This window comes from Lacunimicrobium album, from assembly GCF_052161635.1.
Taxonomy (GTDB): domain Bacteria; phylum Planctomycetota; class Planctomycetia; order Planctomycetales; family Planctomycetaceae; genus SXPC01.
In genome coordinates, this window is record NZ_CP197413.1 from 636524 (window position 1) to 651780 (window position 15257).

Here is a 15257-nt window from a genome sequence, read left to right on the forward strand (position 1 = left end):
CGTCCTGAAGGGACGATTTCTACCAGCCAGGATGAAATCCTGGGTTCTTGGACAGTTGATGAATCACCACCCTGAAGGGGTGGGTTCATCGCGGGCTGATTGATGATGGCCCTTCAGGCCTGAGAAGGAGATGTGAAAATCGACATCGAGCCGTCGTCATCGTGTGCAACGCGGGACAGCGGCTCGGACGGAGCCTCGCCCTCCCGATGGCAGGTTTTTAACTGCTCGCTTTATTTTGCTCGCGATTGCGGATGTGGCGATCGAGTTCGTCTTGAAGTTCTTCGTGGTGTCTTTTGAGTTGCTTGATTTTGGCCTGACTGCGAGCGGAGAAGCCTCGGCTCTCATAGATGTCACCAAAGGTCAGCAAGACAATCCATCCCACAAGGGCCAGGATCAGCATCAGTAGAACTGTCGCGATGAGCGGCTGCAAGAGGATGACTGCGGCATCGGCTCCGGGGATCATCATCCCGACAATAGCGATCATGCCCGAGATCTGCATCCGACGCAGGAATCGTCGTCTTACGTAACGCTGTTCCGCCCGCTCCTCAGCAGTCGGGGACAGTTTGATATTCACCCGCGCATACCGGCGGTGCATCGACATCATCCACAGTCCAAGAACTAACAGCCCGCCACCGAAAATCAGTGACGGCAACATCTTTACCAGCATCGATAACACCTTCGAGCGCAAACGGTCAGGAAGTCTCTATTCTCAACCAAACTCAGGGACTTTGCAACTCGCGAATTGACGTTCTCAACTCCAGTTTTTCGTCAAATTTCCACAACTTCTTAACACGTGTTCGGTACATCAGATGAGTAGACCGGCAACGATGTACTCAATTCAGGCAATGATAGTTGTCGTGAAAGTGTCACTGATGGATCTGATTAACGTTCGAGTCCTGCTGAGGATCGTGTGCACTGACCCTCAGGCGATGGTTGATCATGCCCTGCTCCAAGCTGACCTCGTGCTGCCGGCGGTCACGGATCGCCTTGACCTGTCCATTTATGACATCCATTATCAAGCCGAACAGCTGACATATGTGCTTGATAAATCCCGCTACCAGATGACGCTCGAGTCGATCACTTTCGATTCCTGGAAACAGGCGATTAAACGCGTTGATGACCTGATGCATGCTGGTTTCAAAGTCCGCATTTTTCCGATTGCCTTCGAAGCAGAAGAGCAGGCCAAGAGTGCGATTTTCGCTAACGATGTCGCAGGCAAGCGACTCACAGCCATGAGGATCAATGGAACCTGGCATACACTGACTGACGAGGAACGCTTCTGGATCAAGTTTCGATCGGAATCTGTCATCTTTGTTCCACAGGATGGCAGCAGTCAGGTTTCGACCCTGACGTCGGTTGCGGGATGATCGCTGTCTGTTTCCGCTCACGGACTGGATCGATATGATGAAGTCTCAACGACTCATCACGATTCAGGATCTCTCATGGTACTCATCCACTCGCTGACGACAGATATTCTCACCGCCGAACGTACGGACTCGATCGTACGCCTGACACTGAACCGACCCGAGAAACGCAACGCGCTCTCCGTCGAGATGATTGCTGGACTGGATGCAGCCTTCACGGCGCTCGCGGACGACAAGTCGGCTCACGTCATCATTCTCGCGTCCAAGGGGACAGTCTTCAGCTCGGGCCATGATCTGAAGGAAATGCACGGACGTACGGAAGAAGAGTACGCGCAGATCTTCTCTAACTGTTCTCGCATGATGCAGCGCATTCAACAGCTGCCTCAACCGGTTATTGCGCAAGTGCAGGGCATGGCGACGGCCGCGGGTTGCCAGCTTGTTGCAGCGTGCGATCTGGCGGTCGCCAGTCGCAATGCCTCGTTTGCGACGCCCGGTGTGAAGATCGGTTTGTTCTGCTCGACTCCAATGGTCCCGTTAATGCGATCCGTACCGACGAAGGTCGCGATGGAAATGCTCCTGACCGGTCAGCCGATCTCTGCAGAACGTGCTGCCAATGTCGGCCTCATCAATCAGGTTGTCGATCCGATGGATCTCGAAATGGTGACACTGGATCTGGCTCGTTCGATCACACAGGCCAGTGCCGCGACGATTGGTCTGGGCAAAGCCGCCTTTTATCGCCAGTACGCCATGACATCCACAGCCGCCTACAGCGACGCAAATGCAACGATGACCCAGAATGCTCTCATTCATGATGCCCAGGAGGGGATCGGAGCGTTTCTACAGAAGCGGGCTCCGAACTGGAAGCATCAGTAACTTGAGTTGCAGTTACGACGGGGCAGTTTTGATATTTGATGTTTACGCGCCGCCGCACGGCTGACACAGCCGTGGCACACACGGTTTTCCATTTACGACCTCGGTCGGATCACCGGTAATACAGGCTGTGTTGTCGGGTGTTCTGCAGATGCCTGGACTTCTTGAGTGCGCCACCAGAGGTAGCCAATCAGCGCTAGAATCTGCAGCACGACGATGGCCCAGTAAACCTGCCGAAACGATCCCTTGATCGTCTTGTGTCGAAACCAGCGCTGGGCCAGCAATGCGCCGGGCGAGCCGCCGAGTAACGCGAGGCTGTGCAGGATTTTTTCCGGGATTCGTGTCCAGTTATGCCCAGCGATGGCTTTGTCGTACCCGTAGGCTGCGATCGTTACCACATTCACTGCAATCAGATAGCTGATGATCGGCCCCAGCCAGAACAATGCTCGGAGGCTCCCCATGATGAGGCAGACTCCGACGACGCAGGAGATGCCGTAGATGGTTGCTGCTGACATGCGTTTGCGTCGACGTGGCATGGTGGTCCTGATGACGGGGTGATTGTCGGTTGTGCGGCTAAAGCCAGTTGAATCTTCGTTTCAAGTGCCTGTTTTGGAAAGTCTCAAACGAACTTTCTGAGTCGGAAGTTGCCGGTCGACTTTGGTCCTGCGCCAGAGTAGAACATGAATAGATAAACCAAATAGACATCCCGCCTGTTGGAAGAGGAGTTCCTCATGAGTCATTCGATCGCCACCACGGAAGAACTGCGTCAGAAGCACTGCGTGCCCTGTGAAGGGGGCGTGCCAAAGCTGGAAGGCCAGGAGATCCTGCATCACCTGTCGTCACTGGCCGAATGGGATCATCTGCCAGATCCGGACCGCATCCACAAGGCATTTACGAAGAAGAATTTTCGCGAAGGACTCGCGCTGGTCAACAAGATCGGCGAACTTGCTGAAGCCGAAAAGCATCACCCTGACATTCGGCTGGCGTACAGCAAGGTTTCTGTCGAGATTTACACGCACGCCATCAACGGGCTGTCAGAGAACGATTTTATTCTCGCTGCGAAGATTGATGAGATTGCGTAAAACCAAGACTCACCACGAAGTCGCAAAGAGCACCAAGGGGCACGAAGAAAAGCTTTGTGAACCCTGGTGCTCTTTGAATTTTTGGTTACGAACTCTTTAAGCAGACGTTGCGTCGTCGGTCGTCCAGACATAATCAACATACCGCCACACGCCGCCCGGGTTTTTGTCTTTGAGTTCCGTAGGGAGACGTTCCGGGCGGACGTTGTCGTAGCTGACCAGCATGCCGAAGCGACGCAGCGAGCCGGGGATGCCGACGGCTGTGAAGTGAGGGTGGCCCGTAGCTGGGAAAGGTCCGCCGTGGTTCATGGCCGGAGAAACAGCAACGCCGGTAGGCATCTTGTCGTTGAGGAAACGGCCAGCCGTGCGGGTCAGGAGACCGGACAGTTGCTCGTAGACTTCATCGTCGGCACCTGATTTGGCGGAATACACAGATGCCGTCAAGCTGCCGTGAATGTGAGCTGTGATGGCGAGAAGTTCGGCGGCGTCTTTCACGACGACGAACAGCGAGCTTGCTCCGAAGGCCTCACTTTGAAATTCATGAGGCTTCGCGAGGAACTGCTTGCCAGTGACCTTGAGCAGTGTTGGCTCGTGCATGCTGTGGCTGCCATCGACGACCTTGCCGCCGCAGAGGAGTTCGGCGCCTTCGCTGATGAGGTATTGCAGAGACTTGTGGAAGCCATCGCGTCCCTCACCGGAGAGCATTGGCACGGGTGCGGAGGCTTTGAATTTCTCGACCACACCCTCGATGAATGGCTGAGTGTCAGCATTTTCAAACAGGATGACGACGCCGGGATTCGTGCAGAATTGTCCCGAGCCCAGCAGGCAGCTGCCGGAGAACTCATCGACGAGTTCTCCGCGTCGCTCGCTCAGGGCACCTGGCAGGAGGTAAACCGGGTTGACGCTCGACATTTCCAGGTACACCGGTTTGCCATTGGTGTCGCAGGCTTCTTTGATCTTCAGGCCTGCATTGCGCGAACCCGTAAACGCAGCGGCTTTGATACGACGATCGGACAGCATTTTCAGGCCCAGCTCATTAGGCAGATGATAAATCTGCTGAATGAATCCACCCGGGAAGCCAAGCTCAGTCGCGACTTCATGAGCCAGTTCCGCCATCCGCATGCTCGTGCGAGGATGCAGCGGGTGAGCTTTGGCGATGACCGGATTTCCAGTCGCGATCGCCGAGGCGAAGTCGCCGCCGGAAATCGCGTTGTAGGCGAGAGGGAAGTTATTCGGTCCCATGACGACGACAGGGCCCAGTGAGACAAGCATTGAGCGAATATTGGCTTTCGTATCGATTGTCGCCATGCGCCAGGAACCTTCGCGTGCTGACTTGGCGGCTAAGCGGAGTTGATTCGTCGTGCGTGGAAATTCATTGCCAGCCAGGCGTGTCGGAACGGGGAACGCCGTTTCCTGATGAGCCAGCAGGCAGATTTCATCTTTATGTGCATCGAGGCGATCAGCGTACTTCTCAAGAAGCTCCGCGAACTTCGATCCCGGCCAGTTCACAACCGTGTGAAATGCCTTCTCAGCGGCTGCGAGCGCTGCTTCGATATCGGTCCAGTTGCTGATGGGAAAGATGTCTGGAAAAGTCTCGCCGCTGGCAGGGTTCTTAACCGTGAAGGTGTCGGAGCCAGTAGAGGGGCGAAATTTGCCGTCAACGAGAATGGAATGAACCTGTGGCATGAAGCGTATTTCTAAAGCGATGGCGTCAAATAGCGGATAGTTCGAAAATCTGCATCTCCATCGTACGAAGCCTTTCTCTTGCAATCAACCTGACAGGTGTTCCCGGAGAGCGCGCATAAAAAAACGACCGAAGAAAACTTCGGTCGTTTCTATGATCGTACACTCAAAGCGAAGGCCAAAACCTGTCGCTCGAAGCAACAGTCAAAACTAGTTAGCAGCTTCGACTGGAGGAGCTGGAGCGTCTTCTGCCTTGACTGGGGCAGCAGCTGGAGCAGCTTCGTAGGTCGTTGTTGTTGCGCCACAGCCATTGCCGCAGCCGGTAGCACAAGGAGCAGCACCGCAACCTGAGGTGCAAGGAGCAGCACAAGCTGGCTCACAAGCTGAACCGCAAGGAGCAGCACAAGATGGTGCGCCACAAGATGGAGCGCAGCAGCTGTTGTGGTGTTTGTGACGGACAGGCTTGCAGCACTTACGGCGGCCAGCTTCAGCAGAGTTGGTGGCCAGGATCATAGTCAGGGCCAGTGCGATGCTCAGCAATGCTTTCATGTTCTCTTCTCTCCAAGTTCTCGTGTGTCTACTCTCGGAAAGGTGAGATCGAACAATTGATCTCGGTAACCTTTCCCATTCGCTCCGAGAGGGATGTTGTGACCTCCCTGATCGACACGGTCAGTACAGGTATAGACGATGCCAAAAGGACCTTTCAAGTGAGAACGGGTAGTTTGTGCAAACTTTAAGGAATTTGGCGATCGGGGTATCTGTGACGCTTATAGTGGGAGCGATCGTGTTCGTTAATCCGTAATTCTATGGCTCTTTCCCCATTATTTCTAAGACACACGCCGTAGTATGTTCACGCAGAGCATGCCGATTCGAGACTGCATGACTTCTCTTGTACACCACTGTTCCTCACGGATGAATCCAGATGTCAGAAGCAATTGTTCCATCCGAACATGTGCCTTCCCGGCGACAAAAACTTGCTTCTGTCCTGTGTATATTTTTGTGGGAATTCTGGATCTTCGGCCTCAAACAAGCCTATGCCTGTCTCTTCGGCGGGTACCTGCTCTTCTGGATTATCCTCACGACGTTTTATTACCCACCCGATCCATACATCACGCGTTACGACTTCCTTCTCCTGATGGCGGTCGGCTTCCAGGCATTTCTTCTGTTGGCCCATCTGGAGACATGGCGTGAGTGTTGCGTCATCGCCGTTTTTCACATCGTCGCGACGGCGATGGAGATCTTTAAAACCTCTGACTCCATCGGTTCGTGGCATTACCCGGGCGAATTCCGCATCGGGATCGGAAATGTCCCGCTGTTCGCAGGCTTTATGTATTCAGCTGTTGGTAGCTATATTGCCCGTGTCTGGCGAGTCTTCGATTTTCGCTATTCGAACTACCCGTCTCGGTGGTCGACGCTCCTGCTGGTCGGCCTGATCTACATGAACTTTTTCACGCACCATTACACGGTGGATCTTCGCATTCCGCTGCTGATTGGATCGGCTGTCGTCTTTGGCTGGACGACGATCTATTATCGAATTGATCGCGTCCATCGCTCGATGCCGCTGATCCTCGGGCTGTTCCTGGTCGCGCTCTTCATCTGGTTTGCAGAAAACATTGCGACCTACAGCAAAATCTGGGTCTATCCGAACCAGCAAGCCGGCTGGAAAATGGTCGGCACAAGTAAGCTGATCGCCTGGTATTTGCTGATGTTGCTCAGCTTTGTGCTGGTGTCGCTGGTCAATCGACCGAGGAAACTGGGTGAAGCGATTAACGCGAAATGAGTGTGGATCGCACAATTGGTGCGGTTCGGAGACTCACCAGCACCTTACAAATCAAGCGGCAGTGTCAGCGACTTCTTTTTCTCGCGTGTGGTTCTCGTAATACGGCGAACCGAGTCTGGCTGTCGGGCTGTTGCGGAAGATGTAGGGCTTGTACAGGCCCCACTTCCACAGTCTGCATTTGACGCTCGTGATCAGGACGCCGATGCCGTATTTGCAGGAGCGTTTGAAGTTGATCGAGCTGGCTTCCGGGAAGTATTTCGTCGGGCAACTGACTTCCCCCACACGATATCCGTATGCGAGTGTCTGAGTCAGCATTTCGTTATCGAAGACGAAGTCGTCTGAGTTATTGAGCAGCGGCAGTTTTTCGAGGACTTCGCGCGAGAACGCACGGTAGCCGGTGTGATACTCGGACAGTTTGGCGCCGATCAGGAGATTTTGTGTCGCGGTGAGGAAGCGGTTGGCGATGTATTTGTAGACGGGCATCCCGCCCGAGAGAGCCGTTCCGCCGAGGATGCGTGAAGCCATGACGGCATCATAGAGGTCTGACCCGATCATGTGGGCCATGCTGGGGACGAGGCGGGGATCGTACTGATAGTCAGGGTGAACCATGATGACGATGTCGGCACCACGAGCGAGGGCTTCGCGGTAGCAGGTCTTCTGGTTGGCACCGTAGCCAAGGTTGACTTTGTGTTGAAACGTCGTGATCCCCAACTCACGAGCGATTTTGACGGTCTCGTCCTTGCTGGCATCATCGACCAGCAGGATTTCGTCGACGATGTCCTTGGGGATCGCATCGTACGTTTGTTGCAGCGTCTTGGCAGCGTGATAGGCTGGCAGAACGACGACGACTTTCTTGCCGTTGATCATGGAAAATGGCTCAGGCTACGGGAGCAGGAAGGGGATAGTGCCACTGACGTCATTATTATAGGTCAGCATTTCGCCGGGTGAGGCATGATTTCGACCGCGCAAAGAAAACGCGGACCGGTTCAATCGGCCCGCGTTGTTCTGGTTGTGCCAGTTTTAGGGGTGGCAAGGTAAGCGGGTAGTCTGGGTTGTCTCAACCCGGACGGCGAAGCCGCTCGAAACACGATCAACTGCGCATCGGGCGCCCATTCCGTGTATCCAGTCGTGCCTGAACGGCACGCCCCGGGTTGAGACAACCCGGGGTACCCAAGAACGAAGTCACACAGAATTTAGTCCTGTGGGGGACGAGCCTCGGTCAGTCCCAGGGCAGATCGCTTTTGTTTGATCAATCCTAGAAGGGCTTTCTGTGGGTCGGCGAACTTCTTGAGCCCCTCTTCCATCAGGGTCTTTTCCATGTGCTCGAAGTCGACCTTGGCGTCGATATCGGCGACGACATTATCGGGTGGCATCTTATCGACCTGCTTGGTGAAGGTCTTGCCAGCCATCTTCTGGACAGCAGCATTGGTACCCGGCGGGTTCGTCTGAATGTCCGAACCTGCCAAGGCAGAGACATACTTGTCGGCTGAGTCTTCTGGCTTCTTCGTACCAGTACTCGCGAAGATGATCTCTTGTTGAAGCGGGTAGCTTTGAGTCGCCCAGAATTTCTGGTTTTCGGTCCAGATTCGCTTGGCATTCAGGATGCCGACCTGCCCCTGGGCTTCTGGAATCAGCGTGGGGTTCTGCTTTTCCGTATAAACATCGATTCGGCTGACGAAGATACTGTAAACAGACTTCAGGCCTTTGGAATCAGAGCGTCGTTTGGCACCACGGATGACGGCATCGCGGGCGGCTTTGTATTGTCGATCGCTGAAGATCAGGGTGATATTGAGCGTCACGCCTGCAGCGACGAGTTCTTCGATAGCGCCCAGACCCGCTGGTGTCGCGGGGATTTTGATCATGCGGTTGGTATGACCTTCTGCCCACTTCTTGCCAAGTCGGACATACTCAGCTGAGCGTGTTTCGACGGGCATCTTGTTATCGATGTCTTCGAGCAGAGGATCAAGCTCGAAGCTGACATAGCCGTCGTTGCCATTGGTCTCGGAATGGACCGACTGGAAGACAGCCTGGGCTTTGGTCACAAGGATGTCCGTCATTTCCCAGGCGACTTCGTCATCGTTGAGTCCCTTCTTCATCAGCGATTCGAGTTCGCTGTCGAAGCGACCGGTCTTGAGCAGATCGGAAACAATGATCGGGTTGGAGGTCGCGCCGGTGGCGCCGAACTTACGGTTTTCCAGGACCAGGTCCGGGTCGATACTATCGAGCCAAAGTTTAGTACCCGTGCCGACGAGGGATTCGAGTGGCGTCATTGTGTCTCAGGCCTTTATTGATTCTCATTCAAAAGGGAACGTCGTGTGAAAATCGGCTGTCATCATCAAGAGGGCAACGAGCAGTTTTGTTTTAGCTCGTCCTGCCACACAGCAGATCGCGACAGGTCAGTTGATTTCCCTGTCTTCTTCGCAGATGATAACAGGTTGATAGACCCCGCGAAAGCCGTAGCTGATCGCGTTCACCGCTGTCATCCAGCAGGATTGATGCTGATTTTCCGGGCGATTGAGATCCGTGGTCTGTGAATTCTTTTTGAGGAAGAAGAGAACGTTTCGTGAGCCAGCTGCAATACTCCAATCCATTGATTACCCGTTATGCATCCAACGAAATGAGCCACATCTGGTCGGCTCAGAAGAAACACTCCACGTGGCGTAAGCTGTGGATTGCTTTAGCGGAATGCGAGAAGCAACTTGGCCTGGACATCACCGACGAGCAGATCAACGAGTTGAAAGCTCACGTTGAAGACATCGATTTCGACGCCGCCGCCCGTTATGAGAAGAAGCTCCGCCACGACGTCATGGCGCACGTCCACGCCTATGGCGACCAGTGCCCTTCGGCCAAGGGGATTATCCACCTCGGCGCGACCAGCTGCTATGTGACCGACAACTCCGAGCTCATCGAAATCAAAGAGTCGCTGCAGCTGGTTCGACGTCGACTGATTCAACTGATCGATCAACTGGGCCAATTCGCCTATCAGTACAAAGACCTCCCCTGCCTGGGCTTCACTCACCTTCAACCGGCCCAGCCGACGACCGTTGGCAAACGGGCCTGCCTGTGGCTGCAGGATCTGGTCCTCGATCTGGAAGAAGTCGAGCACCGCCTGAGCACGCTCCGTTTCCGCGGCGTCAAAGGCACGACCGGAACACAGGCGACATTCTTGTCCCTGTTCGATGGCGATCATGAAAAAGTCGAAGCCCTCGACCGACTGGTCACAGAGAAGATGGGCTTCAAAGACGCCTACCCCATCACCGGCCAAACCTATTCACGCAAGATCGATTCCCAAGTTCTCGATGTGCTCGGTGGCATCGGCCAGACGGCTCACAAAGCAGGAACCGACATCCGCATTCTGCAGCACAAGAAGGAGATCGAAGAGCCGTTTGAGAAAGACCAGATCGGCTCCTCCGCGATGGCCTACAAACGCAACCCCATGCGTTCGGAGCGGATGTGTGCCCTGTCTCGTTTCGCCATGAACCTCGGCGGTAACGCGGACGACACGATGGCGACTCAGTGGATGGAGCGCACCCTGGATGATTCCGCGAACCGACGTCTCTCGCTGCCTTTGGCGTTTCTGGCGATCGATGCGGTCCTGATCATTTATCGCAACATCTGCACGGGCCTAGTCGTTTATCCCAAGGTGATCGAGAAACACCTCAACGAAGAACTGCCATTCATGGCGACCGAAGAAATTCTAATGGCGGCTGTCCGCGCGGGCGGAGATCGTCAGGACCTGCATGAACTCATCCGCGTCCACAGCCAGGCAGCGGCTCAGCAGGTCAAAGAACATGGCAAAGCCAATGATCTGATCGAGCGTTTGAAGAAGGAAAAAGCCTTCGCGAAAGTGGATCTGGAATCGACACTCGACGCCCGCAAATACATCGGTCGGGCTCCTGAGCAGGTCGTTCGTTTCATCGAATCGACGGTCAAGCCGATTCGCCAGAAATACAAAGACCAACTAGGGACGGATGCGGAAGAACTCAAGGTCTGACATCTATCGGCATTAGGTGGCTGGCGGAGTGGGCAACAAATCCGCCAGCTGAAAGCTCAGTTTCAACGTTTCACTAAACGCAATTTCCGCCACTTCATTTTTCAAGATGATGCGACGAGTGCGGTAGTTGGCGGGTGAGTACTCTGTTGCTGGCATCGGCTCGCTGTAGCTTTCAATCTGCGAGTCGACAAGATTGATGATCCAGTACTTCTCGATCCCTGCAGCTGCATAAAGCCTGAGTTTCTCGCCGCGATCATAATGCAGCGAGGTCTCAGCGACCTCGATAATCATGCTGACGTCCTCAGCTTGAGGACGACGATGGTCATACCGCTGCGATGGTCCCTGCGTGATACACAAATCAGGCTCAGGCAGGTTGCCTGCAATTTCGATGGTGTTTTGAGCATAGACACACCATTCTTTGCGTGGCACGACATCGTGAATCAGTTCCACAAGTTTGACAACAATTTGGCTGTGCGGAATCCCTGCTGGCAGCATCGTGCGTACCTTACCGTTAATTAACTCTGTTCGTTCGTCAGGCTTAAGAATTCCTCGCTCGAATAACTGCATGTAATCCTGAACTGAAAACAGACGGTAGTTCTCTTCAGGAAGACGCGGAGTTTCCAAGGCAACTTGGCGTCTGTCCTCCTTGGATTCGATATTAAATATCGAGCTGATCATGGCGTCGATTCCGTTAACAAAGAAAAAGCCGAGGCAGCATCACGCTGCACCCGGCTATTTTACGTTCTCAACCCGTCTTCGTCCAAGTCGAAAGTTTTATTCGCAGTTCGACAACGTGATCAGAACGTATGCCGTCACGAGGTTAGGATCCCCCTCGTACCAGCGGTCGGCTTGATTGACCCAGCTTCCGTTGCCGGCTTGCTTGGCGGACAGCGTCTCGACGAGATCCGCTTTCCAGTCATGGCTGACGCCGTCTTCGGTCGTGAAGGTGGGTTCGCCGAGGGTTTTCAATGTCTTGGACATCGTGTGGTAATAGTAAAACTTCCCCTGCTGACCCATGCCTGGATTCTCTGTCAGCGAGTAGTTCTTTTTCAGCCAGGTGGAAGCAGCCTTCACTCGCGGGTCGTCTTTTGTCAGACCAGCGTAAATCATGCTTTTGAGGCCTGCGTACGTCATGCTCGCATAAGATCGCAGACCGCCGGTTGCTTCGTCTTTGCCAGCTTGAGAACTACCGCCAGCAGCGGGTGTGTAATAGAAACCGCCGTCGTTGATTTTGTCGGCGAATTCCGTCGTGTTGTACTCCGAAGAAAGGTTCTGGGTTCGTGAGACGAAAACGAGAGCTTTCTTCATCGCAGGGTCATCCTGGCTGATCCCTGCAGAATGCAACGCATCCAGAAAGAAAGCCGTGTTCGAGAGATCCGGGCGCTTGTGACTGCCGTAACCTTGACCGCCGAAAGCAGTATCTGTTTCTTTGGCCCCCTCGTCAGAGTCCCACTGAATCTCCTTCAAATATTTGACCGCTCCCCTGATCGTTTCATCGAAGCGTTTGTCTTTGTTGCCGGCCGATAAGGCACTGACGGCGATCGACGTTTCATAGTTTTTGTGAGTGGAGGTCGGACTGTAAATTCCGCCATCAGGCTGTTTGTAAGAGAGCAGGAAATCGAGTCCCTTTTTGACGACCGGATCATCCACATCAACACCCGCTTCAAGCAGACCATCGAGGACCAGCCCCGTAATGCCCAGGATCTTCGCATTGGTCCAACTGCCGTCTTCGTTTTGCGAGGCTTTCAGGAACGCAATTCCCTTCTCCTTGAGTGGAGCAATTTTGGCTTTCAGATCAGCAGCATGAATCAGAGACGTCGTACAAACGACGGCCATAATAAGTTGCAGGACGAAAGCAAAACGAGAGAATCGTAACATCGCGGGACCTTTGTTCTTGCGTTGACATACGGGCATCATTCAAGATCGTCAGAACATCTAGCGACGATTGACGTCGATCAAATTCATAATTTTATCCGGCAAGTATTGTACCCGAATTTCAGAACTCACAACGATCTCCAGATATTCTAAGCGAGGATCACGACGATGCTCAAACTTTCCCAAGCGAAACCCGGCGATGAGTTCGAATGCTTCGCGCTTCTGATGGGGAGAGATCTGGGTAAGACGCAAAAGGATAAGCCCTTTTACCGTGTGACGTTCCGCGACTCACATCGAGCCGTGCAGTCAATGATCTGGCACGATGGCGGGCACTTCCGAGACTGCGATCAAAACTGGCAGACAGGCCGATTTTACCGTCTCCAAGGTGCCCTGGAAGAGTCCCATCGCTATGGGCTCCAACTCCTGATCAAATCGATCCGCGAAGTGACCGAAGACGACGGTGAACATGGCTTTCGAGAAGACGATTTCGTCGTGACATCACGTCTCGATCCGAAAAAACTCTACCGCGAACTCTGCGAACTCGCGTCGACAAATATCAGCGATGAAAAGGTCAAAGAACTCGTTCTCAATATCCTGACTGCCTACGAAGAGGAAATCTCCACTTTCCCCGCAGCTCGCCGAAATCACCATGCCTATCTCGGCGGCTATGTCGAACATGTCGTCAGCGTGGCGAATAATTCGCTCCTGCTGGCGAAAAAATATTCCTCCCAGTTTCCGGACATGCAGCCACCACTCGACGTCGATCTGGTTATCGCTGGCGCCATTCTTCACGACATTGGCAAAGTCATTGAACTCGATGGCACTCCCGTCGGGGCTGAATACACTGTCCGCGGCCGATTACTGGGGCACATCCTCCTGGGGCGCGATATGCTCCGCGAGCATGCTCACCAGATCGAAGACTTCGACGAAGAAAAGCTTCTGCGTCTCGAGCACATCATCGTTTCCCACCAGAACATCCCTGAATGGGGTTCACCCGTCTCGCCTCATACGCCCGAAGCGCTTCTCGTCTATTACGCTGACGATATCGACGCCAAGTTCCAGATGATGGCCATGGCCCTCGTCAATCATGCTGAAGAATCCGCCGAGTTCACACCCAAAGACAATCCCTTGAGGCGTCACATCTTCAAAGGTCTGACCAAATAACAGGTCTTCAAAACAACTGCAGTCAAAACAAAAAAAGAGAGCCAACCAGACCTGGCGGCTCTCCTTATGCGATCATCCTGATACGGGTTATCAGCCGTTATCGACGGGTTAGTCTTTTGGCATAATGATGGTGTCGATGACGTGAATCACGCCGTTGCTGCCGACGATGTCAGTGGCAGTGACTTTGGCGTTGTCGACCATGACGGTGGCCCCTGAGGCTGTCTTGGTGACCTTGATTTCGATCTCACCACCTTGAACGGTCTTGGCTGACTTCAGGCCAACGACATCGGCAGCCATGACCTTACCTGGGACAACGTGATAGGTGAGAATCTTGACAAGCTTGGCTTTGTTTTCTGGCTTGAGCAGGGTTTCAACAGTGCCAGCTGGCAGCTTCTTGAACGCAGCGTTGGTTGGTGCGAAGACCGTGAATGGTCCATCGCCCTTCAGTGTTTCGACCAGACCGGCGGCTTTGACAGCCGCAACGAGTGTCGAGAAATCTTCATTGCCAGCTGCAATGTCGACGATGTCTTTCTTCTTCATGTCTTTGTCTTGGGCGGTGGCAGCACCGGTCAGAACACAAGCAAGAGCAGCAAAGCTGAACACAATCATCAGATGGCGCATAGGGACGTTCCTGTAATCAGAGGAGATGCATGGGGGAAACATTCAACACAATGCTTGTCCGGACGGAGCGTGAACAGTTCGAAAGATTTATAGACACGACTTAAGCGTTGACCAGTTGTGATCAAAAAATTGCTTCCGAAAAAAAGTCGCTCCAACACCTCATTTAGCCGGTTTCGCAATCTGAAAAGCTATTCCACGTCACTCATCATTTTTTGTAAACGATCGACGGCCCGCGTGATCGCGACCCGAACGGCACCATCCGTTTTCCCCAGACGTTCCGCGATCTCCTTCGTCGGTAAATCGTCAATATATCTCAGCTTGAGAATCTCACGCGTCTCCTCTGGCAGTTCCGCCATCGCTAAGTCGATCCGCTCATGCTTGATTTTTTTTGAAAACGCAGCACTCGCGCTCGTCATGCTCGCGACGAGAATATCTCTCAAACTTGGAGCCTCTCCATTCGCCCCCACGCGTGCTTTCACATCAACTTCTTTATCAGCTGACCGTTTCTGAGCCCCCACCAGCTTGCGATGCGCATCAATGATCCGACGTTCTGCCAATTGACACAGCCAGCGAAACGGCTGTGTCTTCGTGAAATCGATTTCCTCTGCGGCGTGAAAAGCAGACAGGCAGACTTCCTGGTAAAGATCCTGTGGTTCGACCTTGGACTTCAGCGTCCGTCCAGTCCGTTTTCCAATGAAAGCAATCAGGGGTGCTTCGTAACGGGCAACAAGTTCCGAGAATGCTTTTGCATCGCGCGATTGAAGTCGAGCAAGGAATTCTGCATCGAGTTGATCATCTTCTGAAGACACACAGACCACCCAACTGAA

At 53.6% G+C, this 15257-nt stretch carries 15 protein-coding genes; 6 read left to right on the forward strand and 9 right to left on the reverse strand.

What is annotated here, in order from left to right:
• Nucleotides 1-217 precede the first annotated feature (217 nt).
• Complete coding sequence (locus SH248x_RS02525) at nucleotides 218-667, reverse strand: hypothetical protein (protein WP_459556948.1); 450 nt, start codon at nucleotides 665-667, stop codon at nucleotides 218-220.
• A 190-nt stretch (nucleotides 668-857) separates the two neighbouring features.
• Here SH248x_RS02525 and SH248x_RS02530 point away from each other — a divergent pair, with 190 nt between their 5' ends.
• Together SH248x_RS02530 and SH248x_RS02535 are read left to right on the forward strand one after the other, a co-directional pair.
• Nucleotides 858-1367, forward strand: a complete 510-nt coding sequence (locus SH248x_RS02530) for a hypothetical protein (RefSeq protein WP_459556949.1) — start codon at nucleotides 858-860, stop codon at nucleotides 1365-1367.
• Between the two features lie 75 nt (nucleotides 1368-1442).
• On the forward strand, nucleotides 1443-2237 hold the full coding sequence (locus tag SH248x_RS02535; RefSeq protein ID WP_459556950.1) for a Clp protease/crotonase-like domain-containing protein: 795 nt from the start codon (nucleotides 1443-1445) through the stop codon (nucleotides 2235-2237).
• A gap of 92 nt (nucleotides 2238-2329) precedes the next feature.
• On the opposite strand, the gene SH248x_RS02540 is transcribed toward SH248x_RS02535, so the two are convergent.
• On the reverse strand, nucleotides 2330-2770 hold the full coding sequence (locus tag SH248x_RS02540) for a DUF1294 domain-containing protein (protein ID WP_459556951.1): 441 nt from the start codon (nucleotides 2768-2770) through the stop codon (nucleotides 2330-2332).
• Between the two features lie 195 nt (nucleotides 2771-2965).
• Here SH248x_RS02540 and SH248x_RS02545 point away from each other — a divergent pair, with 195 nt between their 5' ends.
• Nucleotides 2966-3316 carry a 4a-hydroxytetrahydrobiopterin dehydratase gene (locus SH248x_RS02545; protein WP_459556952.1) on the forward strand — a complete coding sequence of 117 codons (351 nt, stop codon included), beginning with the start codon at nucleotides 2966-2968 and terminating at the stop codon, nucleotides 3314-3316.
• A gap of 96 nt (nucleotides 3317-3412) precedes the next feature.
• Here SH248x_RS02545 and SH248x_RS02550 read toward each other — a convergent pair whose 3' ends face one another.
• On the reverse strand, nucleotides 3413-4999 hold the full coding sequence (locus SH248x_RS02550) for an aldehyde dehydrogenase (NADP(+)) (RefSeq protein ID WP_459556953.1): 1587 nt from the start codon (nucleotides 4997-4999) through the stop codon (nucleotides 3413-3415).
• Between the two features lie 919 nt (nucleotides 5000-5918).
• Here SH248x_RS02550 and SH248x_RS02555 point away from each other — a divergent pair.
• Nucleotides 5919-6776 (forward strand): DUF817 domain-containing protein, encoded by an 858-nt coding sequence (locus SH248x_RS02555; RefSeq protein ID WP_459556954.1) that lies wholly within the window; start codon nucleotides 5919-5921, stop codon nucleotides 6774-6776.
• A 51-nt stretch (nucleotides 6777-6827) separates the two neighbouring features.
• On the opposite strand, the gene SH248x_RS02560 is transcribed toward SH248x_RS02555, so the two are convergent.
• Together SH248x_RS02560 and SH248x_RS02565 are read right to left on the reverse strand one after the other, a co-directional pair.
• Nucleotides 6828-7643, reverse strand: coding sequence for a glycosyltransferase family 2 protein (locus SH248x_RS02560; RefSeq protein ID WP_459556955.1), 816 nt, complete (start codon nucleotides 7641-7643; stop codon nucleotides 6828-6830).
• Between the two features lie 326 nt (nucleotides 7644-7969).
• The gene (locus tag SH248x_RS02565; protein WP_459556956.1) at nucleotides 7970-9046 is read right to left on the reverse strand and encodes a beta/alpha barrel domain-containing protein; all 1077 of its coding nucleotides are present in this window, start codon (nucleotides 9044-9046) and stop codon (nucleotides 7970-7972) included.
• Nucleotides 9047-9339: 293 nt separating this feature from the next.
• Here SH248x_RS02565 and purB point away from each other — a divergent pair, with 293 nt between their 5' ends.
• Nucleotides 9340-10770: an adenylosuccinate lyase gene (gene purB, locus SH248x_RS02570; protein WP_459556957.1), complete on the forward strand. Its 1431-nt coding sequence runs from the start codon at nucleotides 9340-9342 to the stop codon at nucleotides 10768-10770.
• Nucleotides 10771-10782: 12 nt separating this feature from the next.
• On the opposite strand, the gene SH248x_RS02575 is transcribed toward purB, so the two are convergent.
• Both SH248x_RS02575 and SH248x_RS02580 read right to left on the reverse strand, forming a co-directional pair.
• Nucleotides 10783-11448 carry a Uma2 family endonuclease gene (locus SH248x_RS02575; RefSeq protein WP_459556958.1) on the reverse strand — a complete coding sequence of 222 codons (666 nt, stop codon included), beginning with the start codon at nucleotides 11446-11448 and terminating at the stop codon, nucleotides 10783-10785.
• Between the two features lie 96 nt (nucleotides 11449-11544).
• Nucleotides 11545-12648: a hypothetical protein gene (locus SH248x_RS02580; protein WP_459556959.1), complete on the reverse strand. Its 1104-nt coding sequence runs from the start codon at nucleotides 12646-12648 to the stop codon at nucleotides 11545-11547.
• A 165-nt stretch (nucleotides 12649-12813) separates the two neighbouring features.
• On the opposite strand from SH248x_RS02580, the gene SH248x_RS02585 reads away from it, so the two are divergent.
• Nucleotides 12814-13809 (forward strand): 3'-5' exoribonuclease YhaM family protein, encoded by a 996-nt coding sequence (locus tag SH248x_RS02585; protein WP_459556960.1) that lies wholly within the window; start codon nucleotides 12814-12816, stop codon nucleotides 13807-13809.
• A gap of 108 nt (nucleotides 13810-13917) precedes the next feature.
• On the opposite strand, the gene SH248x_RS02590 is transcribed toward SH248x_RS02585, so the two are convergent.
• The gene (locus tag SH248x_RS02590) at nucleotides 13918-14430 is read right to left on the reverse strand and encodes a fasciclin domain-containing protein (RefSeq protein WP_459556961.1); all 513 of its coding nucleotides are present in this window, start codon (nucleotides 14428-14430) and stop codon (nucleotides 13918-13920) included.
• Between the two features lie 188 nt (nucleotides 14431-14618).
• A complete protein-coding gene (locus SH248x_RS02595) occupies nucleotides 14619-15239 on the reverse strand; it encodes an RNA polymerase sigma factor (RefSeq protein WP_459556962.1) in 621 nt (206 codons plus the stop codon).
• Nucleotides 15240-15257 lie beyond the last annotated feature (18 nt).

What these genes read in the sequence shown, in the direction of transcription:
- SH248x_RS02525 (WP_459556948.1), bottom strand. Translation starts at nt 667, where the DNA reads ATGCTGGTAAAGATGTTGCCGTCACTGATTTTCGGTGGCGGGCTGTTA.
- SH248x_RS02535 (WP_459556950.1), top strand. Translation starts at nt 1,443, where the DNA reads ATGGTACTCATCCACTCGCTGACGACAGATATTCTCACCGCCGAACGT.
- SH248x_RS02540 (WP_459556951.1), bottom strand. Translation starts at nt 2,770, where the DNA reads ATGCCACGTCGACGCAAACGCATGTCAGCAGCAACCATCTACGGCATC.
- SH248x_RS02545 (WP_459556952.1), top strand. Translation starts at nt 2,966, where the DNA reads ATGAGTCATTCGATCGCCACCACGGAAGAACTGCGTCAGAAGCACTGC.
- SH248x_RS02550 (WP_459556953.1), bottom strand. Translation starts at nt 4,999, where the DNA reads ATGCCACAGGTTCATTCCATTCTCGTTGACGGCAAATTTCGCCCCTCT.
- SH248x_RS02555 (WP_459556954.1), top strand. Translation starts at nt 5,919, where the DNA reads ATGTCAGAAGCAATTGTTCCATCCGAACATGTGCCTTCCCGGCGACAA.
- SH248x_RS02560 (WP_459556955.1), bottom strand. Translation starts at nt 7,643, where the DNA reads ATGATCAACGGCAAGAAAGTCGTCGTCGTTCTGCCAGCCTATCACGCT.
- SH248x_RS02565 (WP_459556956.1), bottom strand. Translation starts at nt 9,046, where the DNA reads ATGACGCCACTCGAATCCCTCGTCGGCACGGGTACTAAACTTTGGCTC.
- SH248x_RS02575 (WP_459556958.1), bottom strand. Translation starts at nt 11,448, where the DNA reads ATGATCAGCTCGATATTTAATATCGAATCCAAGGAGGACAGACGCCAA.
- SH248x_RS02580 (WP_459556959.1), bottom strand. Translation starts at nt 12,648, where the DNA reads ATGTTACGATTCTCTCGTTTTGCTTTCGTCCTGCAACTTATTATGGCC.
- SH248x_RS02585 (WP_459556960.1), top strand. Translation starts at nt 12,814, where the DNA reads ATGCTCAAACTTTCCCAAGCGAAACCCGGCGATGAGTTCGAATGCTTC.
- SH248x_RS02590 (WP_459556961.1), bottom strand. Translation starts at nt 14,430, where the DNA reads ATGCGCCATCTGATGATTGTGTTCAGCTTTGCTGCTCTTGCTTGTGTT.